This is a genomic window from Arthrobacter sp. FW306-1B-G06A (assembly GCF_058781765.1).
The window spans coordinates 18,952-44,568 of sequence record NZ_JBYSXB010000044.1 but is presented as its reverse complement, the minus strand read 5'-3'; the positions used below and the strand labels follow the sequence as shown (position 1 = coordinate 44,568).

Annotated in this window: 27 protein-coding genes and 1 tRNA gene; 17 read left to right on the top strand and 11 right to left on the bottom strand. The window is 62.9% G+C overall.

Annotated elements, in window-relative coordinates:
- On the top strand, positions 1-1,377 hold a 1,377-nt coding region (locus AC3WJM_RS19370), incomplete at its 5' end, for a CAP domain-containing protein (protein WP_492272706.1).
- 7 nt (positions 1,378-1,384) lie between these two features.
- Here AC3WJM_RS19370 and AC3WJM_RS19365 read toward each other — a convergent pair.
- Positions 1,385-1,831 (bottom strand): SRPBCC family protein, encoded by a 447-nt coding sequence (locus AC3WJM_RS19365; RefSeq protein ID WP_284991138.1) that lies wholly within the window; start codon positions 1,829-1,831, stop codon positions 1,385-1,387.
- Between the two features lie 237 nt (positions 1,832-2,068).
- On the opposite strand from AC3WJM_RS19365, the gene AC3WJM_RS19360 reads away from it, so the two are divergent.
- The 3 genes from AC3WJM_RS19360 to AC3WJM_RS19350 all read left to right on the top strand — a co-directional run bounded on the left by AC3WJM_RS19360 (position 2,069) and on the right by AC3WJM_RS19350 (position 3,513).
- Positions 2,069-2,142 (top strand) — tRNA-Gly (locus AC3WJM_RS19360).
- 85 nt (positions 2,143-2,227) lie between these two features.
- A complete protein-coding gene (locus AC3WJM_RS19355) occupies positions 2,228-2,362 on the top strand; it encodes a hypothetical protein (RefSeq protein WP_264637052.1) in 135 nt (44 codons plus the stop codon).
- A gap of 17 nt (positions 2,363-2,379) precedes the next feature.
- Positions 2,380-3,513: a N(5)-(carboxyethyl)ornithine synthase gene (locus tag AC3WJM_RS19350; protein WP_370872243.1), complete on the top strand. Its 1,134-nt coding sequence runs from the start codon at positions 2,380-2,382 to the stop codon at positions 3,511-3,513.
- Positions 3,514-3,591: 78 nt separating this feature from the next.
- On the opposite strand, the gene AC3WJM_RS19345 is transcribed toward AC3WJM_RS19350, so the two are convergent.
- Positions 3,592-4,989 carry an MFS transporter gene (locus AC3WJM_RS19345; RefSeq protein ID WP_492272705.1) on the bottom strand — a complete coding sequence of 466 codons (1,398 nt, stop codon included), beginning with the start codon at positions 4,987-4,989 and terminating at the stop codon, positions 3,592-3,594.
- 150 nt (positions 4,990-5,139) lie between these two features.
- Between AC3WJM_RS19345 and AC3WJM_RS19340 the strand changes: the two genes are divergently transcribed.
- The gene (locus tag AC3WJM_RS19340; protein WP_059389831.1) at positions 5,140-5,994 is read left to right on the top strand and encodes a LysR substrate-binding domain-containing protein; all 855 of its coding nucleotides are present in this window, start codon (positions 5,140-5,142) and stop codon (positions 5,992-5,994) included.
- A gap of 24 nt (positions 5,995-6,018) precedes the next feature.
- On the opposite strand, the gene AC3WJM_RS19335 is transcribed toward AC3WJM_RS19340, so the two are convergent.
- Positions 6,019-6,618: a TetR/AcrR family transcriptional regulator gene (locus AC3WJM_RS19335; RefSeq protein WP_441432975.1), complete on the bottom strand. Its 600-nt coding sequence runs from the start codon at positions 6,616-6,618 to the stop codon at positions 6,019-6,021.
- A 99-nt stretch (positions 6,619-6,717) separates the two neighbouring features.
- On the opposite strand from AC3WJM_RS19335, the gene AC3WJM_RS19330 reads away from it, so the two are divergent.
- The 3 genes from AC3WJM_RS19330 to AC3WJM_RS19320 all read left to right on the top strand — a co-directional run bounded on the left by AC3WJM_RS19330 (position 6,718) and on the right by AC3WJM_RS19320 (position 8,610).
- Positions 6,718-7,056, top strand: a complete 339-nt coding sequence (locus tag AC3WJM_RS19330) for a hypothetical protein (RefSeq protein ID WP_492272704.1) — start codon at positions 6,718-6,720, stop codon at positions 7,054-7,056.
- Between the two features lie 55 nt (positions 7,057-7,111).
- The gene (gene panD, locus AC3WJM_RS19325; RefSeq protein ID WP_172465683.1) at positions 7,112-7,540 is read left to right on the top strand and encodes an aspartate 1-decarboxylase; all 429 of its coding nucleotides are present in this window, start codon (positions 7,112-7,114) and stop codon (positions 7,538-7,540) included.
- Positions 7,541-7,683: 143 nt separating this feature from the next.
- The gene (locus tag AC3WJM_RS19320) at positions 7,684-8,610 is read left to right on the top strand and encodes an AEC family transporter (RefSeq protein WP_059389827.1); all 927 of its coding nucleotides are present in this window, start codon (positions 7,684-7,686) and stop codon (positions 8,608-8,610) included.
- Between the two features lie 83 nt (positions 8,611-8,693).
- On the opposite strand, the gene AC3WJM_RS19315 is transcribed toward AC3WJM_RS19320, so the two are convergent.
- From AC3WJM_RS19315 to AC3WJM_RS19305, 3 genes are all read right to left on the bottom strand, one after another.
- Positions 8,694-11,333 (bottom strand): trehalase-like domain-containing protein, encoded by a 2,640-nt coding sequence (locus AC3WJM_RS19315; RefSeq protein ID WP_306963179.1) that lies wholly within the window; start codon positions 11,331-11,333, stop codon positions 8,694-8,696.
- A gap of 114 nt (positions 11,334-11,447) precedes the next feature.
- Entirely contained in the window at positions 11,448-12,437 is a 990-nt protein-coding gene (locus AC3WJM_RS19310) for an LLM class flavin-dependent oxidoreductase (RefSeq protein WP_492272703.1), read from the bottom strand.
- Between the two features lie 82 nt (positions 12,438-12,519).
- A complete protein-coding gene (locus tag AC3WJM_RS19305; RefSeq protein WP_307054862.1) occupies positions 12,520-12,792 on the bottom strand; it encodes a YybH family protein in 273 nt (90 codons plus the stop codon).
- Positions 12,793-12,982: 190 nt separating this feature from the next.
- Between AC3WJM_RS19305 and AC3WJM_RS19300 the strand changes: the two genes are divergently transcribed.
- The 3 genes from AC3WJM_RS19300 to AC3WJM_RS19290 all read left to right on the top strand — a co-directional run bounded on the left by AC3WJM_RS19300 (position 12,983) and on the right by AC3WJM_RS19290 (position 15,439).
- A complete protein-coding gene (locus AC3WJM_RS19300) occupies positions 12,983-13,957 on the top strand; it encodes an ABC transporter substrate-binding protein (protein WP_492260440.1) in 975 nt (324 codons plus the stop codon).
- 70 nt (positions 13,958-14,027) lie between these two features.
- Positions 14,028-14,978, top strand: coding sequence for a D-2-hydroxyacid dehydrogenase family protein (locus tag AC3WJM_RS19295; protein ID WP_492272702.1), 951 nt, complete (start codon positions 14,028-14,030; stop codon positions 14,976-14,978).
- A gap of 26 nt (positions 14,979-15,004) precedes the next feature.
- Positions 15,005-15,439 carry a GNAT family N-acetyltransferase gene (locus AC3WJM_RS19290; RefSeq protein WP_492272701.1) on the top strand — a complete coding sequence of 145 codons (435 nt, stop codon included), beginning with the start codon at positions 15,005-15,007 and terminating at the stop codon, positions 15,437-15,439.
- A gap of 3 nt (positions 15,440-15,442) precedes the next feature.
- Here AC3WJM_RS19290 and AC3WJM_RS19285 read toward each other — a convergent pair whose 3' ends face one another.
- The 4 genes from AC3WJM_RS19285 to AC3WJM_RS19270 all read right to left on the bottom strand — a co-directional run bounded on the left by AC3WJM_RS19285 (position 15,443) and on the right by AC3WJM_RS19270 (position 17,369).
- Positions 15,443-15,985 carry a GNAT family N-acetyltransferase gene (locus AC3WJM_RS19285; RefSeq protein ID WP_492272700.1) on the bottom strand — a complete coding sequence of 181 codons (543 nt, stop codon included), beginning with the start codon at positions 15,983-15,985 and terminating at the stop codon, positions 15,443-15,445.
- Between the two features lie 72 nt (positions 15,986-16,057).
- Entirely contained in the window at positions 16,058-16,609 is a 552-nt protein-coding gene (locus tag AC3WJM_RS19280) for an NUDIX hydrolase (RefSeq protein ID WP_307054853.1), read from the bottom strand.
- 293 nt (positions 16,610-16,902) lie between these two features.
- Positions 16,903-17,130: a hypothetical protein gene (locus tag AC3WJM_RS19275; protein ID WP_307054851.1), complete on the bottom strand. Its 228-nt coding sequence runs from the start codon at positions 17,128-17,130 to the stop codon at positions 16,903-16,905.
- The gene (locus AC3WJM_RS19270; RefSeq protein WP_307054848.1) at positions 17,127-17,369 is read right to left on the bottom strand and encodes a hypothetical protein; all 243 of its coding nucleotides are present in this window, start codon (positions 17,367-17,369) and stop codon (positions 17,127-17,129) included. Before AC3WJM_RS19270 ends, AC3WJM_RS19275 begins: the two co-directional genes overlap by 4 nt.
- A gap of 366 nt (positions 17,370-17,735) precedes the next feature.
- Between AC3WJM_RS19270 and AC3WJM_RS19265 the strand changes: the two genes are divergently transcribed.
- Positions 17,736-18,302: a hypothetical protein gene (locus tag AC3WJM_RS19265; RefSeq protein ID WP_492272699.1), complete on the top strand. Its 567-nt coding sequence runs from the start codon at positions 17,736-17,738 to the stop codon at positions 18,300-18,302.
- 1,294 nt (positions 18,303-19,596) lie between these two features.
- Here the strand turns inward: AC3WJM_RS19265 and AC3WJM_RS19260 are convergent.
- Positions 19,597-20,169, bottom strand: coding sequence for a hypothetical protein (locus AC3WJM_RS19260; RefSeq protein WP_492272698.1), 573 nt, complete (start codon positions 20,167-20,169; stop codon positions 19,597-19,599).
- Positions 20,170-20,387: 218 nt separating this feature from the next.
- On the opposite strand from AC3WJM_RS19260, the gene AC3WJM_RS19255 reads away from it, so the two are divergent.
- The 5 genes from AC3WJM_RS19255 (at position 20,388) to AC3WJM_RS19235 (ending at position 25,612) form a co-directional block, all read left to right on the top strand.
- A complete protein-coding gene (locus AC3WJM_RS19255) occupies positions 20,388-20,948 on the top strand; it encodes a hypothetical protein (protein ID WP_492272697.1) in 561 nt (186 codons plus the stop codon).
- Between the two features lie 105 nt (positions 20,949-21,053).
- Complete coding sequence (locus AC3WJM_RS19250) at positions 21,054-21,380, top strand: hypothetical protein (RefSeq protein WP_492272696.1); 327 nt, start codon at positions 21,054-21,056, stop codon at positions 21,378-21,380.
- Positions 21,381-21,585: 205 nt separating this feature from the next.
- Positions 21,586-22,491, top strand: a complete 906-nt coding sequence (locus tag AC3WJM_RS19245; protein ID WP_492272695.1) for a hypothetical protein — start codon at positions 21,586-21,588, stop codon at positions 22,489-22,491.
- Between the two features lie 235 nt (positions 22,492-22,726).
- A complete protein-coding gene (locus AC3WJM_RS19240; RefSeq protein WP_306963217.1) occupies positions 22,727-23,029 on the top strand; it encodes a colicin immunity domain-containing protein in 303 nt (100 codons plus the stop codon).
- 972 nt (positions 23,030-24,001) lie between these two features.
- Complete coding sequence (locus tag AC3WJM_RS19235; protein ID WP_492272694.1) at positions 24,002-25,612, top strand: ABC-F family ATP-binding cassette domain-containing protein; 1,611 nt, start codon at positions 24,002-24,004, stop codon at positions 25,610-25,612.
- The last annotated feature ends 5 nt before the right edge of the window (positions 25,613-25,617 follow it).

Here is a 25,617-nt window from a genome sequence, read left to right as displayed (position 1 = left end):
GGCCCGGACCCGCTCCCCGGCGCCGCAGGGGACGTCCCGCCGCCGGATCCGGCTCCAGCCCCGACCAAATCCTCCCCCGCGGCCGTCCCGCTCGTCTCGGCGCAAGCATTGGTCAATGACGACAATTCCGCCCAGGTTCTGGCCGTGTTCAACGCCATCAATGCCTACAGGACGTCGCTTGGCTTGAACCCGGTGAAGTACAACCCCACGGTGTCCACTCTTTCGCAGGACTGGTCCAACAACATCGCCAGCCGCCAAGTGATTGAACACCGCCCCAACTTCTGGACCGATCCCAGGGCCTTGAACCCCAACAACGGCGCAGGTGAAGTCATCGCTGTCCGCTGGGATCGGGATGCCGCCCAGCTTGTCGAATGGTGGAAAAGCTCGCCCGCCCACGACGCACTGCTGCGTGATCCACGTTTCAACGTGATTGGCGTCGGCATCACTTTCACGGACGGCAACTACCAAACCACCCCCAATAGCTACACGATGTGGGGCGTGGTCAATCTCTTCGGCTACACGACGCTGCCCGCCGGCACAGTCAACAGCCCGGGCGCGGGCACAGCCCCGCCCCAACTTCCGCCACCGACGGTCTGCGACCCCATCGTGAAGCACCAACCACCCACGCTGGACCTCAGTGCGGCAGCCATCCGCAGCGCAGGTGACCTCGTCGCCGTCGACCCTTCGGGAAACCTGAGGGACTACCCTGCACTTGGCAACGGCACGTTCGGTCCCGCCCGGACAGTCGGGACCGGTTTCGCCGGGGCGAAAGAAGTGATGACCACTGATTGGGACCGCGACGGCGTGATCGATGTCCTCGTCCAGATGCAGGACGGCAGGCTCCTCCTCTACCCCGGAGTGGTGAGCGGAGGGTTCAAGGCCCCAGTGGTGTTGGGCCTATCGGGGTGGCAGTCGATGACCATGGCCGTGGGCATCTGGTGCGGCAACAACCGGCTCCCGCAGATCCTCGCCATTGATTCCAGCGGCGCGCTTTACCTGTACCGGAACGTGGGGCTAACCGCCATGGTGGGGCGGACTCAAGTGGGCACGGGCGTCAGTGCCATCCGGCTCAGCATGGTGGACTACGACGCCGACGGCTTCCAGGACCTGCTGGCCGTGGAAGCAAACGGGAACCTGCGCCTCTACCGCGGCTCCGGGCTCACCACGCCGAAGTCGGAGGCAAGGCTGGTAGTGGGAACCGGATGGACGGACTACTCCGGATTGCGCTCGCTCAACGGAGTCACGGGCCTCAACACGACTGGAATCGCGGGCCTCCTGAGCAACGGAACGATCGAATACTGGGACCTGACCGGCGGACGCCTCACGACGCCGAGCACTCCGGTCACCGGCTTGGGCGGACTCAAGCTGGCGCAGTAACTGGGCCCTAAGCCTCGGAGGTTTGCTCCTCGATGACCGACTTGAGCTGCTCCAGCTGGACTACTTCCTCTTCCATGGTCTTCTGGATCATGCTATTCATGAGTTTCTGCAAGCCTTTGGGGTGGTACTCCAGCGCGAACCGCAGGCGGGTATTGGGCCCCTCGGTGCTGAGGTAGTAGCCGCCGGTGGGCCGCGCAGGACCGGCAACGACGGCGAAGCGCACTTCGGCGCCCGGCCTGGCTTCAGTGATTTGGAAGTCAGCCGCGATCGGCCGCCCGCCCGGCCCCGCCAAAGTCTGCTGGTAAACGGCGCCTTTTTCGCCGGCATGTCCGGAACGGAGGGAAATGCTGCGGATTCCACTGCGCCACAGGGGATTGTTGAGCCCGTCCACCAGGAACTGGTAGACGGTCATGGCGTCGCGACCAATGAGTACTTCATGCTCTGCAAATGCCACGGAATCCTCTTTCGGCGTACGGCTCTTGGACATAGCCGGGTTCCCCATGACACAGCAGCTAACTGCTACAGAATAGTCAGGCGTGGCGCAGCGCAACACACCCACGTCGAGCCTTAACCGAATCTTTACGAGCCCGGCAGGGAATTTGATGAGACCGTGATACCGGTGAGTCTGTGTCCGGATCAGCGCGCCATCTGCGCTAAGCTGGGATCTGCTCCGGCTGGTTTGCGGAGCAATGCGGGCGTAGCTCAATGGTAGAGCGCTAGCTTCCCAAGCTCGATACGCGGGTTCGATTCCCGTCGCCCGCTCCATTTCTGCCCTGATACAAGGTGCCCAAGCCCTTGGGTGTATCGTCAGGAGCTAGGAGCCATTTCGGCTCTGCTCTAGGGAGCGATCATGGCTGACAAATCACCTCGCCAAGCTGCATCGAAAAAATCCGGCAAATCCATCAAAGAAAAGCGCGCGGATAAGAGGGCTTCAGAGTCCTCCGCGACCACGGTGGCCAAGCCGGCAACCGGCAACAAAAAGTGAGCGGCCATATAGGTGCCATGACCCTCGGCATCCTGTCGACATCGCGGAAGCCGGACGAGCGCCGGCTGCCCGTCCATCCCCTGCATCTGGAGCGCATTGCTCCGGAACTCCGGCAACACATCCGGCTGGAGCGCGGCTACGGCGAGCGCTTCGGCTTTTCGGACAGCCAACTTGAGCCGCTGGTCGGTGGCATGGCAAGCCGTGAAGAACTGATCTCGAATTCGGATGTCATCCTCCTGCCCAAACCGCAGCCGGAAGACCTGGCCGACCTCCGCGACGGGCAAGTCCTCTGGGGTTGGCCGCACTGCGTCCAGGACAGGGCCATCACCCAACTCGCCATCGACAAGAAGCTGACCTTGATCGCCTTCGAGGCGATGAACCATTGGGCCAGCGACGGCGGCTTCGGGCTTCACGTGTTCCATAAGAACAACGAACTTGCAGGCTACTGCTCCGTCATCCACGCCCTTGCCCTAACGGGCTCGACGGGTGACTACGGGAGGCGGCTGAGCGCCGTCGTGATTGGTTTCGGGGCCACGGCGCGTGGCGCGGTCACAGCCCTGAACGCGCACGGCATCCACGATGTCCAGGTGCTGACCAACCGCGGAGTTGCGGCGGTCGGTTCGCCCATCCACTCGGTGCGCATAGTGCAGTTCGACCACGACCAGAACGCCCCTTTCCTGAGCGAGGTCATTACCGATCGCGGACGCAAGCCGCTGGCTCCGTTCCTTGCCGCCGCCGACATAGTGGTCAACTGCACGCTGCAGGATCCGAACTCGCCGCTGACGTACCTGCGGACCGAGGACCTGGATGCGTTCCAGCCGGGCAGCTTGATTGTTGACGTCTCCTGCGACGAAGGCATGGGCTTCAGTTGGGCGCGGACCACGACGTTCGCCGAGCCCATGTTCACGGTGGGCGACCACATCAACTACTACGCCGTGGACCACAGCCCGTCCTACCTGTGGAACTCGTCCAGCTGGGAAATCAGCGAGGCGCTCCTGCCGTTCCTCGAGACTGTCATTTCGGGCCCCGAGGCCTGGGACGCCAGCGAAACAATCTCGCGTGCCATCGAGATCCGCGACGGCATCATCCGGAACCCGGACGTGCTCCAGTTCCAAGAGCGCTCAGCCGACTACCCGCACCTCGCGGCGTAGTCGCCTCGTAACCTCATAATGCGGCTGAGCCGGGCGCCTTGTGGGTGCCCGGCTCAGCCGCGTTTTGGCGACACTCCGCTACGCCGACTGCGGGACGATCCGCACCATCCGGCGTCGGTCCCGGACATTCACTTTGAGCCGCAACTCAGACTTCCGGGCCAGCACGACGGCGACCGTCGCCGCTGCGAGCGCCGGCACCCCGCCTGACACCAAGAGTGCAGCGTGCGGGTTCAGGTGCTCGGCAAGCCAGCCCATCATGGGTCCACCGATGGCTTGGCCACCAATGAGCACCATGATGTAAAGGCTCATGACGCGGCCGCGGATGCTCATGTTGGCGCTGACCTGGACCAACTGGTTGGCGGCGGTCAGGAACATGAGGCACCAGAATCCGGAGAGGACCATGGCAGCGGAGAGCCACACCATCGATGGCGCCAACGCGGCCAGGCACAGCATCAAGCCATACGTCCCGGCGCACAGCACCACCGAGCGCAGGCGCAACTGGCGGCGGCGGGCCGACGTGATTGCTCCGGCGAGCGCGCCAAGGGCCACCATGGCGTTGAGCAAACCGTAGCCGCCGGCACCGGCATGGTAGATGTGGTCCGCGAAGGCAGCGAGGAGCACGGGCAGGCTCATCGCGAAGACCGCTACAAAGCCGGCCATGAGCCACGGCCAGTAGATCGTGGGCTTGCTGAGTGCATATCGCAGTCCCTCCTGCAGCATCCCCTTGCGTTTTGGCACGGGCGTGCTGACATAAAGTTCATTCTTGCGCAGCATCAAGAGCATGGTGACCGTGGAGCAGCAAGCAACCGCGTTCGCCGCGAAGGCCCAGCCCGCTCCGACCGCGGTCAGCAGCACGCCGGCCAGGGCGGGACCAATGAGGCCGCCCAACTGGAATGTGGTGGAGTTGACGCTAATCGCGTTGCGCAGGTATTTCGGCCCCACGAGTTCGTTGACGAAGACCTGCCGTGCGGGCTGGTCGAGGACCGTCACGAGGCCCAGGACAAAAGCGATCACGTAAACGTGCCACACCTCGATGTGGTGGCTCAACGCCAACACGGCAAGGATGGCAGCCAGGGAGGCCGCGACGCTTTGGCACAGGATGAGGATGCGTCGCTTGGCGAAGCGGTCCGCCATCATGCCGCCCCAGGGGCCCAGGAAAAGCGACGGCGTGAACTGCAATGCCACCGTTATTCCGACGGCGGTGACGGATCCGGAGAGCTGTAGTACCAACCAGTCCTGGGCGATTCTCTGCATCCAGAGTGCGATGACGGCCACGAAGTGGCCGACGGCGAAGATCCGGAAGTTGGGTACTTTGAGGGAAATGAAGGTGTGCCGCCAAGGCAGCCGTTCGTTGATGACGGCGATCGGCTGGGTGACCGTGTCAGGGTCGGCAGCGTGCGGAATTCGGCTGCTTGCGGCGAGTGAATCGATGGCGGGTTGGCTGACGTTTGCCGCTGAGGGCGGTGGGGGTGCCAAAAGTAGTCCTTGGATAGGCGTTTCGCTGGGATGCCTTTAACGCTAGGGTTGGCCGCGGTGATTATGGAAGTGAATTGGCCGTATAACTAGCATTGCGAAGTGCAATACACCGGCGTGAGCGGCGGTGAAGGTAGCTATCCAAGGAGTCCCGTGTTCGAACCCGTGCAGCTGCGGTCCTTCCTGGCCGTGGCCGAGACTTTGAGTTTCACGAAGGCAGCCGAGCGCCTCGGCCTGGCCCAACCCACGGTCAGCCAGCATGTGCGAAAGCTGGAGATGGCGGCCAAACGGGCGCTCGTAGCCCGCGACACCCGGGATGTCCGGCTCACCGACAATGGCGACGCCATGGCAGGCTTTGCCCGCAATATCCTCTCAGCGCACGATTCCGCGGCGAGGTACTTTTCCGGTTCAGCCATGCGCGGCCGTTTGAGGTTCGGAACCGCCGACGACCTCGCGATCACGGGGCTGCCTCGGATCCTGCGCGAGTTCCGGCAGCTGTACCCCCAGATCAACCTTGAACTCACGGTCAGCCAGAGCGACCAGCTCTACAAACGGGTCAATGCGGGCCAGTTGGATCTCGTCTTCGTGAAGTGGGTGGGCGAGGCGAAGGACGGCACGGTGGTGCGGCACGACAAATTTGCCTGGGTCGGGGTCGAACAAACGGTGCTGGACCCGGCCAGCCCCGTGCCGCTGATCTGCTATCCGGCTCCGAGCGTCAGCCGGAAACTGGCCATCGACGCGCTGGAGGCCATGGGCCGGACGTGGCGGGTCACCTGCTCGACCAAGCAGATCGCCGGTGTCCTGGCAGCGGTGCGTGCGGGCATCGGCGTCGCCGTGATGCCGTCGTCGTTGGTTCCCGAGGACCTCACGGTGATCACCAAGCGCTTCGACCTCCCGCCCGTGGGCGACGTCGACTTCACCTTGATCCGCAACCCCTTGGCGAACGCCGAGGTGGTGGACGCGCTGACGCAGGCGATCATCGGCAGAACACTCAATAAGCAGGCGTAGCAAGGGCCACCAAACCGCGCGTGGCTAAACCGCGCTGCGCTCCGGGGCGAGCGCCTGCGCGGCGAGAAGGACGGTCCGGACGATCGCCTTCCGGCGCCGCTCCGCCCTCATTGGCCCCTTGCTGCCGGCCATGAGGCCATCCAGCTCGGGCAGTACCGGCCACGCGTCACACAACGCAATGATGGTGAGCATCAGATCGGCCGCGTCTTCCTTGGACGTCCCCGGCATGGCCCGGATGACACCGTCAACCTTGTTCCTGCAGTTCGCGGCCCGGTCCGGACGGTTCACCACATATTCGCCCCGCTCCAGACCCTCCCAAAACAGCAGCCTCGGAAGGGTGGCGTCCTGGTGGTGATGGTCGAACAGGCGTCCGGCGTAATCGGCCAAGGCTTCGGGACCGGCGCCCTCGATGCGGACTTCGTCCACCACTTTGCTGAGCTGGGACGCGATCACGGCGTCGAAGAGAAGATCTTTCTTACCGAAGTACTGATAGATGCGTTCCTTGTTGACTCCGGCCGCAGCAGCGATGCGGTCCACCCTGGCGCCGGCGAGTCCGAATTGGCAAAACTCGGCAGTCGCCGCCTCAAGGAGGAGTCGCTTGGTCCGCTCGGTATCCCATGCCATGTGTCCACCTTAACAGATTCCAACCAAGTAGTTGCAGTTTTCGAGGGTGGGGTCTAGTCTGAACTCACGCCGAAAGCAACCAATTAGTTGGAGAATGTCATGGACACCCAAATCCCCGTTGCCGCATCCGCGGACAGCGCCGCGGTTGCGGCGTTTGCCGAGCCGGCCGCACACGCGCACTCTGCGCATCTGCCTTCCATGCACACACCGTCGGTGCATATGCGTGCCGTGATCACCTGGCTCGCCATTTTTCCGCTCGTGGCGATCGGCATGACGATCCTCGCTCCGCTCACGGAGTCATGGCACCCCGCGCTGCGCGCCCTCGTCCTGACCCTTGTTGTGGTTCCTACCGCCGTCTACCTCGTTGTCCCCAAACTGATCGCTGGCTACGGCTCGCTGAAGAGGCGGCAGGCACGGAAGGCCGCCGCCAAGGCCTAGCGTGTGTCAGGCATCACCCGGCGATCCGGCGGCCACACGCTAAACTTGTCACGTTATGAACCGCACAATGTTTAAGTCCAAGATCCACCGTGCCACGGTGACCCATGCCGATCTGCACTATGTAGGTTCAGTGACGGTCGACCTGGATCTGCTGGATGCTGCGGATATTCTCCCCGGCGAGCTCGTCTCCATTGTTGACGTGACGAATGGCGCGCGCCTGGAGACTTACACCATTGCCGGTGAACGCGGCTCCGGCGTCATCGGCATCAACGGGGCCGCGGCGCACTTGGTGCACGTGGGCGACGTCGTCATCCTCATCACCTACGCGGAGATGACCACCGAAGAAGCCAAGGCCTACCAGCCCAAGGTTGTCCATGTGGACAGGGCCAACAAGATCGTCCAACTCGGCAGCGATCCCGCCGAAGGCATCACTCCGGGCATCATGCGCCCGCCGCACGCCCTCAACAACGCCCAGCTGAACTAGGCTTCCCGTAGTCGCGGGGCACCTCCTTACGTGGTCCACATGGCGGAACATGCCGCCGTCGTGCCTTACGGGCGAATAAAGCTGATTTAGGCTGGGACTGTGAACCCACGCCGCCCCGCGCCCGTCCCCCGCCGGATGTCGTAGTGCTGGGCGTCCTTTCCGGGTTCTTCGTGGTGTGGGCCATCATCCTGGTGGGCATGTTCGTCGGCAAGCGCGGGATCCTGGGGGACAATGCGCGTTCGGTCCTCAGCGGCCTGACTTTCTTCGTCGCGAGCCCTGCGCTTCTCTTTGAAACCCTGGGCAAGGCCCGTCTTCACGATGTCTTCGCCGCTCCGCTCCTGGTCACGGCGGTGGGCGCCGTCGCCACAGGCAGCCTTTTCTTCATCGTCGTGAAGTTCTGGCTCAAGCGTTCCTTGCCCGAATCGCTTATGTCCTCCATGAGCGCTTCGCTAGCCAACTCGGCGAACCTCGGCATCCCTATCGCGGTGTTCGTCCTGGGCGACGCCAGCTATGTGGCGCCCCTGCTGATCTTCCAGCTCGCGTTCTTCACGCCCATGTACCTGATGGCGCTCGATGCCAGCACCAGCAGCCACCGCACCACTCCCCTGCGCTTCGTCCTGATGATCGTCCGGAACCCGATGATCGTAGGATCCGCCCTCGGTTTGGTGGTCGCCGGGACGGGCTGGCAGGTGCCTTCGCTCATCATGGAGCCGATCCATTTGATCGGCGGTGCCGCAATTCCCGCGATGCTGATGGCGTTCGGGATGAGCTTGAATGGTTCGCGGCCCCTGCAGAAGGACACGGGCCGCCGGACGGATGCCCTGCTGGCCAGCGGCTTCAAGCTGTTTGTCCACCCCACAATGGCGTACCTGTTCGCCCGCTTCGCGCTGGGCCTGGAAGCGCATGCGCTGTTCGCCGTGGTGGTCACGGCGGCCCTGCCCACCGCGCAGAACGTGTTCGTGGCGGCGAGCCGCTACAACACGGGAATCACCGTGGCCAAGGATACGGTCCTGATCACCACGGTGGTGGCCGTCCCGGCAATGATCGCAGTGGCCCTCCTGCTCACCTAAGTCCGCCCCACCCAACTAGCTCGCAGTAGGTGTCGTTTAGACGCCCCAAAACGACATTAAGTGCGAGTCAGCTGGGCGGGCGCCTACTCTTCGTCCACCGAATCCAGATACCTGTCCAGGAGTTGCGCGCAGCGGATGAAGCCCAAATGCGAATACGCCTGCGGGTGGTTTCCCAAGTGGGTTTCCGTGCCGGGATCGAACTCCTCGGGAAGCAGCCCGGTAGGACCGAAGAGCGCCACCAGCTGGTTGAACAACTCCAGCGCATCGTCCAGCCGGCCCACCGCCAGATACGCCTCAATCAGCCAGGTGGTGCAGATGTGGAACCCGCCCTCCAAACCCGGCAGGCCGTCGTCGTACCTGTACCGGAACACGGTGGGACCCACCCGCAGTTCCCGCTCGACCGCGGTGACGGTGTCCAGGAAGCGCTGGTCGCGGACGTCCAGCAGGCCTGAAAGCCCGATGTGCAGGACAGCCGCGTCCAGGTCGGGGCTGTCGTAGGCCACGGTGTAGGAGCTCGCGGAATCATCCCAACCCTCCCGGAGGACCTCCGAGCGGATGGTGTTGGCCGTTTCCTCCCACTCGGCCCCGATGGGGCGTCGGAACCGGACCGCCGTGTGCATGGCCCGGTCCAGCGTCACCCAGCACATCACCTTGGTGTAAATGTGGTGCCGCGGCGCGCGCCGGGCTTCCCAGATGCCATGGTCAGGTTCGTGCCAGCGGGCCAGCACGGCGGACGCCATCTGTTCCATGAGCTGCCAGTGCTCGTCCGGCAGCGTGCCGCGGCGCCTGCTGAGGGTCTGGATGAGTTCGGCGATCGGGCCGAAGACGTCCAGCTGCACTTGGTGGTCGGCGGCGTTCCCGATCCGCACGGGCCGTGAGCCGGCGTAACCGGGCAGGCTCTCGATAATTGCCTCGGTGGACAACGGGGAGCCGGTCACGGAGTACAGGGGGTGCAGCCATTCCGGCCCGGGCGCGTTCTCCAGGATGCGGCCCAGCCAGCGGAGGAACCCGTCTGCCTCCTCGGTGGAACCCAGGTCCACGAGCGCATTGACCGTCATGGAGCCGTCGCGGAGCCAGCAGTAGCGGTAGTCCCAGTTGCGGGTGCCGCCGATCCCTTCCGGCAGCGACGTGGTTGGAGCCGCGAGGACGGCCCCGGTCGGCTCGTGCACCAGCGCCTTGAGGACCAGTGCCGAGCGCCGCACCAACGAAGGTTTCATGTCGGGCAGTTCCAGCCCACGGACCCACTGCCGGGATTGGTGCGCGACGGCGGCCCGCCGGGCAAGCTCTCCGGCGGGGTCCGGCGTCGTCGGCTCAGTGTCTCCGCACCTCAGGTTCATGACGATAGGACCGTACGCGAGGCTGACTTCAGCGGTGGCGGTTCCGTGCTTGCCGTCGCTCGTGACTGTGAAGGACACTCCGGGGGCGAACAGGATGATGGGATCCGAGGTGCCCACGACGTGCAGTTCTTCGCCGCGGATCTCCATGTTGAACGGAGCGTTGGCGTAGTCCGGCCGCGGGGCGAAAACAATCCGCGCGCTGCCGGTTCCGGAGAGGACACGGACCAGGCTGGTGATGCCGTCCGGTGCCGGCTCAAGGTAGTCGGTGACCGTGACGTCCGCCCAGCGCGTCTCCACGATCATGGTGTTGTCCACGTAGCGCTGGCCCAGCACCTTCGACGCCTTGACCGGTTCCACACTGAAGTGGCCGGCCGGGTCTCCACCCAGGATGTGCGCGAACAAGGACCCTGAATCCGGGAGGGGATGGCTCATCCAGCAGATCTTGGCCTCCGGGGTGAGCAGCGCCGTCGAGGTCCCGTTGCCGATCATCGAATGCCGCTCCAGCCCCACTGCGTCCTCGCCGAACAGCCACGCTCGGCGCAGTTCGAACAGGATGGCGAGCACTTTGGCGAAGGATTGCGGGTCCGGCAAGCGGTGGCGCGCCTTGGTTTCTCCATCCCCTACGTGCAGGCCAAGATCCGGGCCCCGCAAGGTGGCGATCGCGAGCTCATCGCTGTCCGCGTCGCCGGCAAACAGGGCCGCGCTGGCCCCCAACTGTGTACGCAGATGCTCCAGCGCGGCGTCTTTGGAGGGTTCCACGATGGACAGGTCCAGAACGGATCCGTCCACAATGAAAAACAGTCCCACTTCACGGGCGATCTGGTGCGCCTCCCGGGTCACCCTGGCGACCACGGCAGGCGTGGCCGGCCGGGTGTGGATGGCTACCGCCACGGGCTTGCGCTCGATGCTGATGCCCTTTTCGAAGCCAATGGATTCGTTGAGGGCCGTGGCTGCCTGTTGAAGGACGGCTTCCGTGGCCATCGAGATGCTGTACGCGTAGGTCATGTCGAACTCGGCGCCGTGCGAGCCCACCAAGTGGACTTCCGCCGGCAGCCGCGACACAGCGGCAAGGTCCCGCAGCGACCTGCCGGAGATGACGGCAGTGTGCGTGTTCGGCAGCGCTGCCAGTGCCCGGAGAGCGACGGCGGCACTCCCCAACGGGAGTGTCTCAGTGGATACGCCTTCCGCGGCGCAGAGTGTTCCACCGTAGTTGCAGGCCACCAGGAGTCCCGGAGTGCGGGCCAGCATCCTCAGTTCCGCGAGCAGCTCCGGAGTGATTCCATCGTGCGCGGCCTCGGATTGGACTGCCGTCCGCAGGAGACCCAGCGGAAGCGATTTTGTCAGCAGTGCCGAATCGGCCACGGACAAATTGAGCGGAGTAGCCATGGGGACGATCCTTCCGGGGTGGATTCGTCCAGTTTCCGCCCGGCGGGTTTCGCCTCCATGACCCGCGTATTGCCGGGGTGTAACGAGTTTGCCTAGTTACGTTTAGGCGGCGCCCTACACCCGCGTCAGCCCCACGGCCTCCGCCACCAGCTCCACCGAACGCAGGCGCTGCTCCGTGCCCGTGCTTTGGTGGGCGACGATCAGTTCGTCGGCGTCGGCGTGGCGGGCAAACTCGTCAAGGTAATCCCGCACGACTTCCGGCGTACCCACTGCCGAGTACTTCACCATTTGCGCGATGTGCTGGCCTTGGGGCGAATCGAGGATGAGGTCCGCTTCGGCGTCGGTGAACTCGCGTCCACCGCCCAGGAAACGGGAGACGCGGTCCCGCTTGACCTCAAGGAAGAGCCGTTGGGCTTCAGCCGCCGAATCCGCGGCCACGACGTTGACGCCCGCGATCACGTATGGCTCCTGCAGCTGCTCGGACGGCTTGAACTCGCGGCGGTAGACGACGACGGCGTCCTGCAGCGCATTGGGTGCGAAGTGCGAGGCGAAGGCGTAGGGCAGGCCGAGCTGCGCCGCCAAATGCGCGCCGAACAGCGAGGACCCGAGGATGTAGAGCGGCACGTTGGTGCCCTTGCCCGGTGTCGCTTCGACCCCTTGGATCCGGGTGGGTCCCGTGAGGTAGCCCTGCAGCTCCAGCACATCCTGAGGGAAGGTGTCCGCGGCCATGGGATCGCGGCGGAGTGCACGCATGGTGTTCTGGTCGCTGCCGGGTGCCCGTCCGAGGCCGAGGTCGATGCGGCCCGGGTGCAGCGTCTCAAGGGTGCCGAACTGCTCTGCGATGGTGAGCGGCGAGTGGTTGGGCAGCATGACGCCGCCTGCACCGAGCCGGATAGTGCTGGTGTTGGCCGCGATATGGGCAATCAGCACGCTCGTAGCCGAGGAAGTGATCGAGCCCATGTTGTGGTGCTCCGCGTACCAAATCCGGCGGTAGCCGAGCCGTTCGGCCAGTTGCGCCATGGCGACGCTCCCGGCGAAACTCTCCGCCGCCGTCTGGCCTTTGCCGATGATTGCCAGGTCGAGGATGGAGAGGGGAACAGTCACGTGATGCCGGCCTTTCGAAGGTGGTTTCGTTCGAGGGGCCGGTTTCCCGGCCACTCTTGCGACAACGACGGCGGTGCCCGGGTTATTTCTCCAGCTCGCGTGGGTTCCGTCTCAGCTCGCGAAGATACTGCACATCGTTGAACTCGACCTGAACGCGCTCGTCGCCGGGCGAAGAGAACCATTCGGCCGCCATCGACCGCCAAGACTCGATTCCCGTGTATTGCCATTGCCCCCAGGAATCGTAGATGTGGACGTTGTCGTTGTAGAGCGCCGCGAAAGCATTCACGTCTTTCGCGTGGACAGCGGCTGCGTAAGCTTCCAGCGCCTGATTGACCAGGGTTTGCTCGTTGCTCACGAAAATTTCCTCACGTGTCGGCGGTTGTGTCTGGGAAGCCTACACCGCGGTTGTTTTGTGACCCTTCGGGACCTCGAATGAACCCCAGTTAACCCTTGTATCCCCGCGTTTCAGAGCGCTTTGACCGGCTCTTGGCGCTGCCGGATAGTTGCAGCAACGCACACCATCCATCACTCTCGAAGGGGATTCCATGGCTATTTCACGACTCAAAACAGGCGCCGCACTGGCACTCGCCGTGACCACGACTCTCGGCCTCGCCGCTTGCTCTGACCCGGGCGCCTCAGCGGCGTCAGCGCCGTCGTCGTCCGCTTCCGCGGGCAAGACTTTCAACCTGTCGCCGGAGCAGAACCGCTTCCCTGTCACCAAGGACGACGCCGCTGCGGCGCTCGTCCCGGAGGCCATCAAGGCTGACGGCAAACTCACCGTGGTGACCACAGGCGGCACCGCTCCGTTGAGCCTCTTCGCGACGGACAACAAAACCCTCATCGGCAACGAAGTCGACCTCGCCTACGCAGTCGGAGAAACCTTGGGCCTAAAGGTTGAGGTCCTTCCCGTGGCTTGGGCCGATTGGCCCTTGGGTATTGAATCGGGCAAGTACGAGGCCGTCCTCTCCAACGTCACCGTCACGGAGGCGCGTAAGGAGAAGTTCGACTTCGCCACCTATCGCACGGACCTCCTGGGCTTTTATGCCAAGAGCGACTCCCCGATCGGTGAGATCAAGGAAGCCAAGGACGTGGCGGGCAAGCGGATCATTGTGGGTTCGGGCACCAACCAGGAAGCAATCCTGTTGCGCTGGGACGCCGAGAACAAGAAGAACGGCTTGAAGCCGGTTGAATTCCAGTACTACGACGACGACTCGGCTTCCTCGCTCGCCGTGCAATCCGGCCGCGCGGACCTGACGTTCGGCCCGAACGCTGGAGCGGCGTACAAGGCCGCAAAGGACGGCAAGACCAAGCAGGTGGGAACAGTCAACGGCGGCTGGCCTCTTAAGGCGGACATTGCCTTCACCACCAAGAAGGGCAACGGTCTTGCCGTTGCAGCCCAGGCAGCCCTCAACAAACTGATCCAAAACGGCACGTATGGAAAGATCTTGGACCGCTGGGGGTTGTCTTCGGAGGGTATCGCGAAGTCGGAACTGAACCCGCCGGGCCTTCCGAAGAGCTAGCGCCGGCTCCGGGGTGTAACTTTCCACGTATCCGGAACCGCTGCGGACCGGACAAGCGAAAGGGAGTTCCATGGGCCAGCGCCTTGCCATCCTCGACGACTACCAAGCCGTGGCCTTCGACTACGCGCCGTGGGCCGAGCTCACCGACGACGGCGTCGAAGTCACCGTTTTCGGCGAGCCTCTGGCGGACGTCGCGGACTCGCTCCGCGACTTCGACATCATCATGGCAATGCGTGAACGGACCACTTTCGACGCCGGGCTCTTCCGGCAACTGCCGAAGCTGAAGCTCCTGGTCACCACCGGGATGGCCAACGCGGCCATCGATCTACTCGCGGCCGCGGAGCAGGGCATCACGGTCTGCGGGACGGGCGGCTCGCCGGCCGCCGCGCCCGAGCTCACGTGGGCCCTGCTCCTGGCTTTCGCACGGAGAGTGCCGTTCGAGGACCGCCGGCTGCGCGCCGGAAATTGGCAGAGCACCGTGGGTTTCGAACTGTCCGGGAAGACCTTAGGAGTACTTGGACTCGGTAAGATCGGGAGCAAAATCGCCGGCTACGGCAAGGCGTTTGGCATGGAGGTCATTGCTTGGAGTCCCAATCTCACGGAGGAAACCGCGGCTGCGGCGGGTGCGCGCAAGGTGGGCAAGGAAGCACTCTTCCGGGAGTCCGACGTCGTTAGCGTCCACGTGCGGTTGTCGGAGCGGTCCCGGGGGCTCGTCGGGGAGGACGAACTGCGGCTCCTCGGGCCCAACGGTGTCCTGGTGAATACAGCCCGTGGGCCGATCGTAGACGAGGCCGCGCTCCTCCGCGGACTGAACGAGGGGTGGCTCGGCGGAGCGGCCCTGGACGTGTACGACGTCGAGCCCCTGCCGGCGGACCACCCGCTTCTCATGGCGCCGCGCACCGTGCTGACGCCGCACTTGGGTTACGTTACTTCGCAAAGCTACGCCCGCTTCTACGGCGAGGCCTTCGAGGACGTCCGGGCGTGGTTGCGGGGCGATCCGTTGCGGGTGCTTACGGGTTAGTGCATCAGTTGGGCTTAGATTGTCAGGTGCCTGCCGAATTCTCGCTCCGTCCCGCCCTGCCCGCCGATGCCGCGTGGATCGCGGAACTGCGCGCCGTCGTCATGCGACCCGATTTGGAGCGGCTAGGGCGTTGGGATCCGGTCCGCGTCAGGGAGCGTTTCTTGAAGGCGTTCCAGCCGGAACACACCTTTGTCATTGCCGTGGAAGGGCAAGCTGCAGGTGTCATCGCGGTGCGCCCGGAACCCGACGCTCTGTGGATCGAACACTTCTACCTCGCTCCGGAGTTCCAGGGGCAACGGCTTGGTGCCGGCGTGCTCCGGCGGGTCATGGGCGAGTCCAAGGACCACCGGCCATTCCGTCTCAACGTGCTCCAGGGCAGCCCGGCCCGACGCCTCTACGAACGCCACGGCTTTGTCCTGGAAACCGAGGATCCGGTGGACGTGTTCATGGTCGCAGGCTGACCTTCAGTCGTGAAGGATCACTTGGTAGAGGTTGTGGTCTTGCCATTTTCCGGCGATCTGCAGGTATCGCGGTGCCATACCAATCTTCTGGAATCCGGCCTTTAGCAGCACCCGCTGCGAGGCAGAGTTGTGGAGAAGAGTGCTCGCCTCGATGCGGTGCAGTCCGAGTTCGTCGCGCGCCATTTCGACTATCGCCTGGACCGTAGCGGACGCCAGCCCGCGGCCTGCGTACTCGCTGTCCACCCAGTAACCGAGCCCCGCGCTCTGGAAGGGCCCGCGGACGATTCCTGCCACGTTGAATCGACCGATGAGTCGATCGCCGTCGAACAGGCCGAGCGGATGCGCTTCCCCGGCTTCATGCGCGACGAGGCGGTTCGCAATGTCGGCGGACTGCCAGGTCTCGGTGTAGTACTCCTCGGGCCGTAGAGGCTCCCACGGTGAAAGGTAGGCACGGTTGCGCACATATGCGGCCGCAAGCGCCGCCGCATCACTGACGCGTAGTACACGCATGCTGACGCTCTCACTGAGTTGGCGCGGTTCAATCATCGGTCAACATTAGTCCCGTCGCAGCCGAAACATCACGGATGGCCGCCTCAACACCGAGCTTGTCGTGCACTGTTAACCGATCCGCGTCCCACTCAGTGACATCGCCGTACGCCGCGCGCGTTCCAAGCGCGCGCAGAAGTCTGCCGGCACTTGAACTGGTAATTCATTGATCGGGAACCAGCGGACGTCATCGCTTTCTTCACTCACGGCGATTTCCACATCCGGGTTTGCTGTCGCGGCGAACCCCACATCCCAATGGGCGGTACATGAGAATCCCCCATGCAGATCGTGTCGGTCAAGATCCACGATTGCTGGAGAAAGCAGAACCAGGTCATCAATTCCGGACTCCTCGCGGGCCTCCCTCTGGGCAGCTTCCGCCACCGACGCGTCGTTCGACTCGACGTGACCGCCGAACTGCACCCAGAACTGCCCCTTGCGATGGAAACACAACAGAACACGATCGAATTCAGGCGAAAACACGAAGCAGGACCCGGTGACATGCTCCGGCCCACCATTTCGACGCAACGCGGCGTCCCCCGCCAAGTTCAGGAACTGCAGATACGCGTCCCGTAATCCCGATTCAGGAAGTGTCCTGAGGCTGGCAAGCAGATTGGCAAGAGGCATCCTGCTATTTTGCCGCACAGGGCAACGAACAACTCAATGCCACGACGAGGGGTGTGATGCGTCGGATAGATGTCACGCTAGGTGCCCGTTAGCCGATCCTTCACCGGACACTCTGATTCGCGGGGAGTTCGAACCAGCGAGTTGAGACGAAGGACGTTTCCGCGGCGGCATGTGATGGTGTCTTTATGGCCTTTGACGTGTTCGTCCAAGCCTTCCGCGGCGGAGACTCTCTATCCGGCCTAGGCCACTGAAACCTTTGGTCCGCCCGTCCAAAGCAGCCGCAGAGAACCGGCCTAGAGGCCTCCAGCGGCCACCGCAACTCCGATCACGACTACGACTCCTCCGAATACCGCCATACCGACACGAAAGAGGCGGCCCATTCCTTTCGTTGCCCGGGTCCCGTCGCCAAAGCCCCGAAGGAGCATAAGCATGAAGGAGGCGTAAAGGTTCCGGGCGAGAATCATCAGCATGCCGAAGACAGCCGCTCCGACCCCTACCAAGATTGCGGTCGAGTCGCTCATCCCCCGGCCACTTTTGCTCCCGCAAGCCCGAAGATCAAAAAACCTAGTCCAATGAGAAAAATCAGGCCAGGGAAAACCACTCCGCCGATTTCCTGAGAACGTCTGAACCTTCCAACGTCCCTCTCCGGGAAGGTTCGGGCGTACCCCCTGATGACGACGCCGCGGACCAGTCGAATCAAGACGAAGCCCAGGATGCTAATACCGATAGCAAACAGGCCAAACAGTACTTCATCTGACATCTGAGCTCCTCGGATTGAAACCACCTGCAAAATAGTGATCTTGATTGAACCCCGCCACGCTGGCCGCCCATCCCACGCTCTAGGCGCCGACCACTGTCCTGCCGCTGGTGTCGGTCGACGCAGGCAGTGGCACCAGGGCAAAGACGGCCAGAAGGCAGGCCGCTACTCCAGCTAACCGGACGCTCTCTCCCATGGCCGCATCATACTCCCGGCACAAAGGTGCTGTTACGGCGATTGGGCCGCCCCTTGGCTTCCGCAATGTGCACGCTAAAGGATCCTTTAACGTGCTTGCTTCGCTTGGTGCGCGCGACCGCCCGGCCGGACGCCAAACGGGCTGTTCCAGGGCAATTAACGAGGAGGAATCCGGTGAATCAGAACGCCATAGACTGCTGGGACCACGTCAACCTACCTTTTCGGATCGGACCAATGAGCGCGATAGACCTCTCGCAGCCGTTCACCATTCACCTCGGCGTGGACGAGCCACAGTTCGAACGCTTCGAAGATGACGCCCTCATGCGTGGAATGATGATCTTTCGACTTGACCTGACAGGCCTGCCAGATAGGACAGCTCTTGCGGACTACCTCGCTCAGGAGTTCATGTACCCCTTCAGGACAGCCGGACTTGACGCAGCAGTTTCACTCATCTCTGATCTTGAATGGTTCGGAAACACCAACGGCCACCTCGTGATTGCACGGGGACTGGCGACTCCATCTGATGTGGGGGACTCATTCGTTTCAATCCTTCCGAACGTCACCGATCGCTGGCGTACCCAGGCAATCCCTTTCATTGTCGCCATCGAGGGGAAAGGCGACCGCCTCAGGTCGTCGCTGCAGGACGCGAACGACCACATGGAAGAGTCTGCGAGCCTCCCGTGGGCTCAGCCTGGAGAAGGCCCAGTGAATGTGGTCATCCACGGGTCAGGACATCCCTGACCCGTGGATTGGTGCGAGGATCCTTCGGCCGGCGGCCATGCCTTGTGCAGAGGGACAGCTCTTCGTGGGGCGCATCGCGGCGCCGTCACCGAAACGACCACATCCCGTCCCGGTGGAGGATACACCAAAGGGCGATGGCTCGTCTCGTGCTCACGTGCCAGGCAGGGGGCAGAATTCTTCCCCCACTCGTCTACGGACTCGGCTGGTTAATCGGAGCGTTTTGCCCTCGGGTAGGCGCGTCTCATTGATTCTAAGAAGTAGTCACGAGCATCAGCTTCAGAAAGAAATTCGCGTTCATCGCTTCGAGACCCACGCTCTGTGTAATAGACAAAGAACTTGGACCCTTGCTGTTCGATGTTCAACGTGTCGTTCCGGTCGCTGCCGTGCATGACGTAAGAATCCGGTGAGAAACCTTCTGCCGCGAGGGTAAGTTCGAGCTGCTTTCTGTCCATGCATTGATTATGGAACCAGCAATGGGCAATATGCTCTTCGGGCCTTCCCCCAGCTTCGCCCGACAGCTAGCCGGGAGGGCCTTATTGACGTCGCATTTTCGAGGGTGCGCCCCCAATCCCTGCACACAGATTTTGTTCAGAGCCTCAAGAGCGTCCGGTAAAGGATCGGCTTACGGACGGGGGTCTGAACGCTGGATGAGTACGCGATCGGGCTGTTGCGCGCCGGACTAGGTATCGCGGCCGTACCCCGAGAGACGGTAGCCTGCGGACTAGACAACAAGCCCGCGAAGCCTCCGGCCCCCTGAGAGGAATCAGCGTGAAGAATTCTAGTGACAACGAGTGGGCCCTCCGCGTGGGTTCCCCTGCGGTAGCCAGCCTACGCAAAGCAAACCGCTTCCTCAGTGGGTGCAGCGCCGCTCTCGCGCTTGAAGTCGGGGGGATCCTTGCCTTGAAACTAGGCCCACAGGCTCTTCCCTTTGTGTGGACCTGTGTCTTCGCGGGATTGACCTACGTATTTGTCATCTACCCCATCGGGTACTACTACTGGGAGCGCCGAGGCGCCCGCGAAGCGGCCGAACACATAAACCTGTCCGATTACTCCCCTCGGAAGCGGGTAGCGAAGCCGGCACTTCGGTCCACACGCGACTTCGACAACTTCATGCTGGAAGAAGGAATCCCCCCGCGTCCCGGCTACACCCCCGATCCAGCCCCCCGTGCATACGCCTTAGCCGAGAAAATGCGACAGAAACGCGAACGAGCACTTCAAAAAAGACAAACCAGATGAACTCCGGCCGTCACACGGCGTCCCGGTGGAGGATCGGCTAACGGGCCGCGGTGTACTGCTATTCGTTCCTGCTGCGGCCCTTCAGAATTGCGGTAGCTTCCTTGCCGAGCACTGGATCCTCGGAGAACGACTGAACGACAGCTCGGCCTTTGCCTGCTTGCATCCGGTTTCCAATCCGGTTCAGGGGACGAAGGAAGTAAATGCGTGTCGAACCGAGTCTTGTTGTGTTGACGAACGAGAGTAGATCTTCGTACTGATCTTTTGCCGCGCACTCGCTCAGGGCTGCGGCAAGTACGTTTCGGACCACAGGGATCTGGGTCTCGAGGTAGATTCGTTTAAGTTCGGGCCACCAGGCGCGCGCTGACTTATGGCAGAACCCTTGGCCTATGCTCTCAAGAACGAGCAAAACGGGAAACGCAGCCGGGCGGGAATCGGGAATTTTGTAGAGGTCCCAGAGGGTGCCCACTTTAATACCGATCGCCGCCAGATCACGGACCACAGGCTGTGCGGCAGCTCGGAGCTCCGCAACACGCTGAGCCCGATCGGCTTCCATGCGTTCGAATTTGGCACGATACTCTGGGTCTTCGCGAAGTAATCGTTCCTTCTCCGCGATTACCTCCGCTGCTGTCACGCTTCCGCGCCCTTTGGCTCCCATGGAGTCCACCGTATCTCGGCCGCAGCTTCTGATCTCCCCCCATTGCTCGACATCTTGCGGTGTCCGGTCAGGGATCCCCCTGCGGGCTGTCGGGTGACAAATAGCGCGGCGAAAGACCGCCATTTATCGCTGCGGTTCACAGTCGTTTGAGATGTCGTGGCTATCCCGCAGTCGCGGTCTGAGACGATCTGGTTATGAGCTTTAGCGCGAGTTGCGAGCCGGATCAGATGATCATCTCCTTGGAAACCCGGCGGGCGTCAGTGATCGACGACGAGCTGACCGCATCGTTTGCCCTGGGCCGGACCATCCTTGAGTTGGTTCAAACGAAGTCCTCGCGGGATGCCCTTCGGCCGGTCCGTGCCGTTGTGGAGATCGTCCGACACGGCGGTGGGTTGATGCCGCGAGCACTCCTGGGAGGGGCCTTCACTCCCAGCGAAGACGGCGCCGATCTTTTCATCGAGGTGCAGACCTCGGGAGAGGACTGCACCGGAAAGCCTTCGTGCAAGAGCCGCTTGTGGACCCCGCTGATTCCGGGACTGCCAGGCGAGTTTGCGCAGGCGGTCGTCGGCGGATTCATTCGTCGCCCGCTGCCGGCTGGCCGCATCGTTGTAGATCGCGCGGCTTTCGATCCGGTCGAGTCATCACCCTTGGCGTTCGAACTGGCTGCCGAGCTCCTGGCAATCGTGCTCCATGCCATGCTGATGGGACAAGAGGTGGAACAGTCAGCGCGAGCCGCGATTGAGGCCTGGTCGTGAGCGAGAGCGTGGACTCAGCCAGCTAAACCAGGTGGGCAGGCTTCCGCAGCACGGTGGTCGACCGGCTTACGGCCGCAGGTCTGGGCTGGATGTGATGATAAGTCGATGAGTCATGAGATGTTTCAGTACTTGCCTTGGCCCTTCCCTAATAATGAGTTTCCTGCCGATCTGGGCGCAGTGGTCATGCGTTCAGTTCTTGACGGCGTTATGCCGGCACTTCAGGTCCTTCACGATCCAGAGGGCGGGTGGGCTATTGCTGACGGCGTGGGGGATCCGAACGATCAAAAGGCTTTGGTGGTTACGCATATCCGGCATGTAACTGACCATGATCCTTCCCTGAATGAGCTGGCGACGATGCCTCCAGGAACAGAGGCCAACCGCGAGAGCGTCAACGGCGATTGGGAGCTTTCTAATTTCGCCTGGGACGACTAGCAAGTAGCGATGCGGGCTCATTGGGACGCGTGGTGGCGCCGCAGGTCCGGAACCAGGCTCTTAGTGTCCGCTAAGGGATGCTCAAATGAGACTGGCCGGCGCTCTGCGCTGGACGGGCCGTCTGTGAAAGTCGTCGGGCCCTGAGCTCTGGGTCTGTATCCGCTGAGGTCGGTGATTATTGCGTGGTCGTGTTTATGCTGTCTGCATGGGTAGCTGGGGTACGGCGATTTTTTCCGATGACGTGGCTGCTGATGTGCGTGCGGACTGGCGGGAAGGGATCCTCGACCGAGTCCCTCCCGAGGAACTGACGGCAAAGCTCATCAATTCTTATGCGGCGCAGGCGGACGATACGGACGACGGTGTGGTGTTTTGGCTTGCCTTGGCCGCGGCCCAGCACGAGACCGGTCGACTCCGTCCCGACGTGCGGGACACGGCACTGGACATCCTTGACCGCGGAGGCGACGTTGCCCGCTGGGAAGAGGAGGACCCTGGCCTGGCGAAACAGCGGCAGCAAGTGCTGGAGAGGCTACGGAAGAAGCTGGCCGGACCGCAGCCTGCACCGAAGCGTTTGAAGCGTCCGGTGCCGCACGGTGTGGCGTTTGACGTCGGTGATGCTGTGCTGCTGCGGTCTCCGGGCGGTAGGCGCGCGATCGTGGTCGTGGTAGGGCATAAACCCGGCTGGCCAAAAGGCACCGAGAACCCGGTAGTGGAACTGCTGCTATGGGATGACGCAGGAGAGCTGCCGACGCGAGAGTTCATGGCCACCGCACCGCCCCTGTTTACCGACAGCGAAGTCCCCAATCCTTTCAGGCAGGGACCGGCCAGGATACGGCCGGAACTGTTCAGTGTCCTCACAGCGCAGAAAGCCTCAGCGTTCAGCGCGGACATCGGTGAGGTGATCGCCAACGGCATTCCCCGGCCTCCGGCGGGCGAATACCGCGACGGGTCCGTAATGAGTGGCGACGTCATCGTGTCCGGGGTTCAATGGAGATGGTTCGGCGTATTCATGGACCAACCCCGTTACGAGGCGATGCGTGAACTGACGCGTGCCCACACGGGCCCGCGGAGGAAACGGTGGACGGACCTCTTCAAAAAAGGTGACCTCTCATGAACCGCGAGGCCGTCCGCAACGAGAATGGCCCACCGGGCCCGCCCGCAAAAAGCCAGCTCAACGTTCGGCTGACGGGCACCAAGGATACGGTGATCGATCCCCTCAGCGCGTAAGGGGATCCTTCACCGGACGGATCCGAAACCGATGCTCGATGATCGAGCGACGACGTAGAGTTCGAGCATGTCGAAAGCTTCGGCCAATCTCATGTCGCGGCCGGTTGAGAAGGGTCTCATTGATGGGTAAACAATGGTGGTCGTCTTGGGTGCTTGCTGTGACCCCTTACGGTGTTTTGCTGCGGCTACTTATCGATGGGCGCATCAGCGGCGAGGAGTTCGAGGTTGTGTTCCTTCCCCTTTACAAGAAGGACTCTACTCAGTGGTCCCCGGAGATCTTCGATGTGCTCGACGGCTTGTTTGCCGATGTCGACGACTTCTGTTCGGATCCTGACCTGCTAATAAAGGTTGGCGGAATCGATGAGCTGGAACTTCGCCGCCGGGCAACGTTGGCCTTCGAACGATTGTCGGCGCTGGCTGGTTGATCCCAGAGATCATCTTCTCTCCCACCTTCCCGGAGAAATGCTCGATGGACGGTTTTGAGGAGGTTCGCATAAGCCCGGTAGGCGGAGACTGCTTCTAGATCCTCTGTTCCGGCGCAGCGCAGTTCCTCGACCTGTCCTACGAGGTTCTCGAGCGCACCTAGCACGTCGTGAACAGCAGGCTGCCAGATTCCTCGGTCCATGAACGGCACGACAGATTCGGCGACCCAGGTGTCATAAAGCGCAAGGTTCGCGTGCACCTCGTCCAAAGGGTCAATTGAACTGCCCCGCGGAAGCGGCGCATCGCGCCACGATTGGAAGGCCCCTTCGAAGGTTCTCGTCATACCGGAACCCTAATAATGCTGTCTGCAGGTTGTCGATGAGGTCACCGGCTAGGCGCCCGTAAGCCGGTCCCCCACCGGCCAGCTCAACACCTTCATGCCTTCCCTTCAGGAAAGCCTTAATGTGGGTATTCTCTGATTCCCGTATGACCCGCCCGTAAAAGTGCCCGGTGAAGGCGCCCTAAACGCTACACTTCAGGGCTCCCGGCAGCCCTGAAAATTCGAGGACGCACTAAGGCTTCTCGGCCCGCGAAGGCGTCCCGGTGAACGCCGCCCGCGGTGCTCACCTATTTAGATCATCCATGTGAACCACCGTGATGAATGCCTTCCCTCATCCACAATTGGCCGCTCAAGAAGTTTGCGGTTATGGTTTTGGCTATGGAGATTGAGGTCGACAGAGCCTAGCCACCTGACGTTCGGTGGCCGCCCGGTTGTTTGCGCTCGTGCGCACCCGGTGAGAAATCTCGCTTTCAGCTGTCTGTAGCCGCTTTTCCGGCGGCCCTGCGTCCGAGCTGAAAGATTCCGTACGTCAGGTGCAGTGCCTTCCGAAGTAGCGCGCGTTTTCGCGCCCCGGAGTGAGCACGTCGACCCATGACTGCGCCCTTGATGGGCAAGAACCAAAGGACTGTGTCTCATGTCAGCACATTCAGCCATCACCTTGCACGACCTGTCATTCGAGTGGCCTGACGGCACTCCCGCTCTTCAGCGGCTCAATGGCACCATGACCACCGGCCGGACTGGACTCGTCGGTCGCAATGGTGCAGGAAAATCGACCCTGCTCCGTTTGATCGCCGGCACACTGACGCCGACCCTGGGCCGGGTCGAAACCGTCGGTGACGTGGGCTACCTTCCTCAGACCCTCACCCTCGGTCACCACACAACGGTCGCCGCATTGCTCGGCATCGACGGCATACTCACGTCGCTCCACGCCATTGAGGACGGCGACGTCGATGAGCGCCATTTCGACACGGTCGGCGACGACTGGGACATTGAGTCCCGGGCAGACGAGGCTCTGCACGAAATCGGCTTCTCCGCGGGTGATCTCAAGCGCCAGGTCGGGGAGCTCTCAGGTGGCAAGGCAATGCTCATCGCGCTGACCGGGCTGCGCATCCGCCGCACCCCGGTCACGCTCCTCGACGAGCCAACCAACAACCTTGATCGGCGCACCCGGGCCAAACTTGCCGACTTCGTCGACAGTTGGCCGGGCACCCTCGTGGTGGTCAGCCACGACCTCGAGTTGCTTGAGCACATGGACTCCACTGCTGAGCTTCATGCCGGCAAGCTTGACGTCTTTGGCGGGGCTTACAGCCTTTTCACCGAACATCGCGAGCAGGAACAGGCCTCTGCCATCCAGGCAGCACGAAGCGCCCAGCAAGCGCTGAAGGTCGAAAAGAAACAACGCGTCGAAGCCGAAACGAAGCTTGCCCGCCGCGAGCGCACAGCGAAGAAGACCCAAGCCAGCGGCGGGATCCCGAAGATCCTGGCCGGCAACCGTGCGAGCAAGGCGCAGGCATCTGCCGGCTCGATGCGCTCAACCCTCGACGACAAGGTGCTGTCAGCCCAGGCCGCCGTCGACGCCGCCGCCGCGAGGGTCAGGGAAGTTGAGCACATCCACCTCACCCTTCCAGATCCCGACGTGCCACGGAGCCGCCGGATCGCCGAGCTGAGCGACGGTTCCCGCACGATCGTCATCCAGGGCCCCGAGCGCGTGGCCCTGGTGGGACCCAACGGCTCAGGCAAATCGACGCTCCTCAAACACCTCGTCGAGAGGCGCCCTGCAGAATCCTCGGGCCGGATCACCGGAAAGCTGCTGACCGGCCGGGTGGGATACCTCCCGCAACGGCTCGACGGCCTGGACGATTCCCGCTCAGCGCTGGACAACGTGCGGGAAGCGGCTCCGGCGTCGGCTCCCGGAGACATCCGCAATCAGCTCGCACGCCTCTTCCTCCGGGGATCCACCGTTGATCGCCCGGTCTCCAGCCTGTCGGGAGGAGAACGGTTCCGGGTCAGCCTCGCGAAGGTGCTCCTGGCGGAGCCGCCCGCCCAGCTGCTGATCCTCGACGAACCGACAAACAACCTCGACATTGCCAGCGTCGAGCAGCTCGCCGAAGCCTTGGACGCCTACCGTGGCGCATTGCTCATCGTGAGCCACGACCTCGGGTTTCTCCGGCGCCTCAACATCGACACGGTAGCCGAGCTCGACGGCGAAGGGGGCCTGCGCGAGCGCACGGAGCCACTCACCTAGGGCCC

Coding starts and splice junctions, on each gene's coding strand:
- AC3WJM_RS19295 (WP_492272702.1), top strand. CDS start 14,028: ATGGGCCAGCGCCTTGCCATCCTCGACGACTACCAAGCCGTGGCCTTC.
- AC3WJM_RS19355 (WP_264637052.1), top strand. CDS start 2,228: ATGGCTGACAAATCACCTCGCCAAGCTGCATCGAAAAAATCCGGCAAA.
- AC3WJM_RS19350 (WP_370872243.1), top strand. CDS start 2,380: ATGACCCTCGGCATCCTGTCGACATCGCGGAAGCCGGACGAGCGCCGG.
- AC3WJM_RS19335 (WP_441432975.1), bottom strand. CDS start 6,618: ATGGCATGGGATACCGAGCGGACCAAGCGACTCCTCCTTGAGGCGGCG.
- AC3WJM_RS19280 (WP_307054853.1), bottom strand. CDS start 16,609: ATGCCTCTTGCCAATCTGCTTGCCAGCCTCAGGACACTTCCTGAATCG.
- AC3WJM_RS19240 (WP_306963217.1), top strand. CDS start 22,727: ATGGGTAAACAATGGTGGTCGTCTTGGGTGCTTGCTGTGACCCCTTAC.
- AC3WJM_RS19250 (WP_492272696.1), top strand. CDS start 21,054: ATGAGTCATGAGATGTTTCAGTACTTGCCTTGGCCCTTCCCTAATAAT.
- AC3WJM_RS19270 (WP_307054848.1), bottom strand. CDS start 17,369: ATGTCAGATGAAGTACTGTTTGGCCTGTTTGCTATCGGTATTAGCATC.
- AC3WJM_RS19315 (WP_306963179.1), bottom strand. CDS start 11,333: ATGGCTACTCCGCTCAATTTGTCCGTGGCCGATTCGGCACTGCTGACA.
- AC3WJM_RS19245 (WP_492272695.1), top strand. CDS start 21,586: ATGGGTAGCTGGGGTACGGCGATTTTTTCCGATGACGTGGCTGCTGAT.
- AC3WJM_RS19285 (WP_492272700.1), bottom strand. CDS start 15,985: ATGATTGAACCGCGCCAACTCAGTGAGAGCGTCAGCATGCGTGTACTA.
- AC3WJM_RS19275 (WP_307054851.1), bottom strand. CDS start 17,130: ATGAGCGACTCGACCGCAATCTTGGTAGGGGTCGGAGCGGCTGTCTTC.
- panD (WP_172465683.1), top strand. CDS start 7,112: ATGAACCGCACAATGTTTAAGTCCAAGATCCACCGTGCCACGGTGACC.
- AC3WJM_RS19300 (WP_492260440.1), top strand. CDS start 12,983: ATGGCTATTTCACGACTCAAAACAGGCGCCGCACTGGCACTCGCCGTG.
- AC3WJM_RS19235 (WP_492272694.1), top strand. CDS start 24,002: ATGTCAGCACATTCAGCCATCACCTTGCACGACCTGTCATTCGAGTGG.
- AC3WJM_RS19255 (WP_492272697.1), top strand. CDS start 20,388: ATGAGCTTTAGCGCGAGTTGCGAGCCGGATCAGATGATCATCTCCTTG.
- AC3WJM_RS19330 (WP_492272704.1), top strand. CDS start 6,718: ATGGACACCCAAATCCCCGTTGCCGCATCCGCGGACAGCGCCGCGGTT.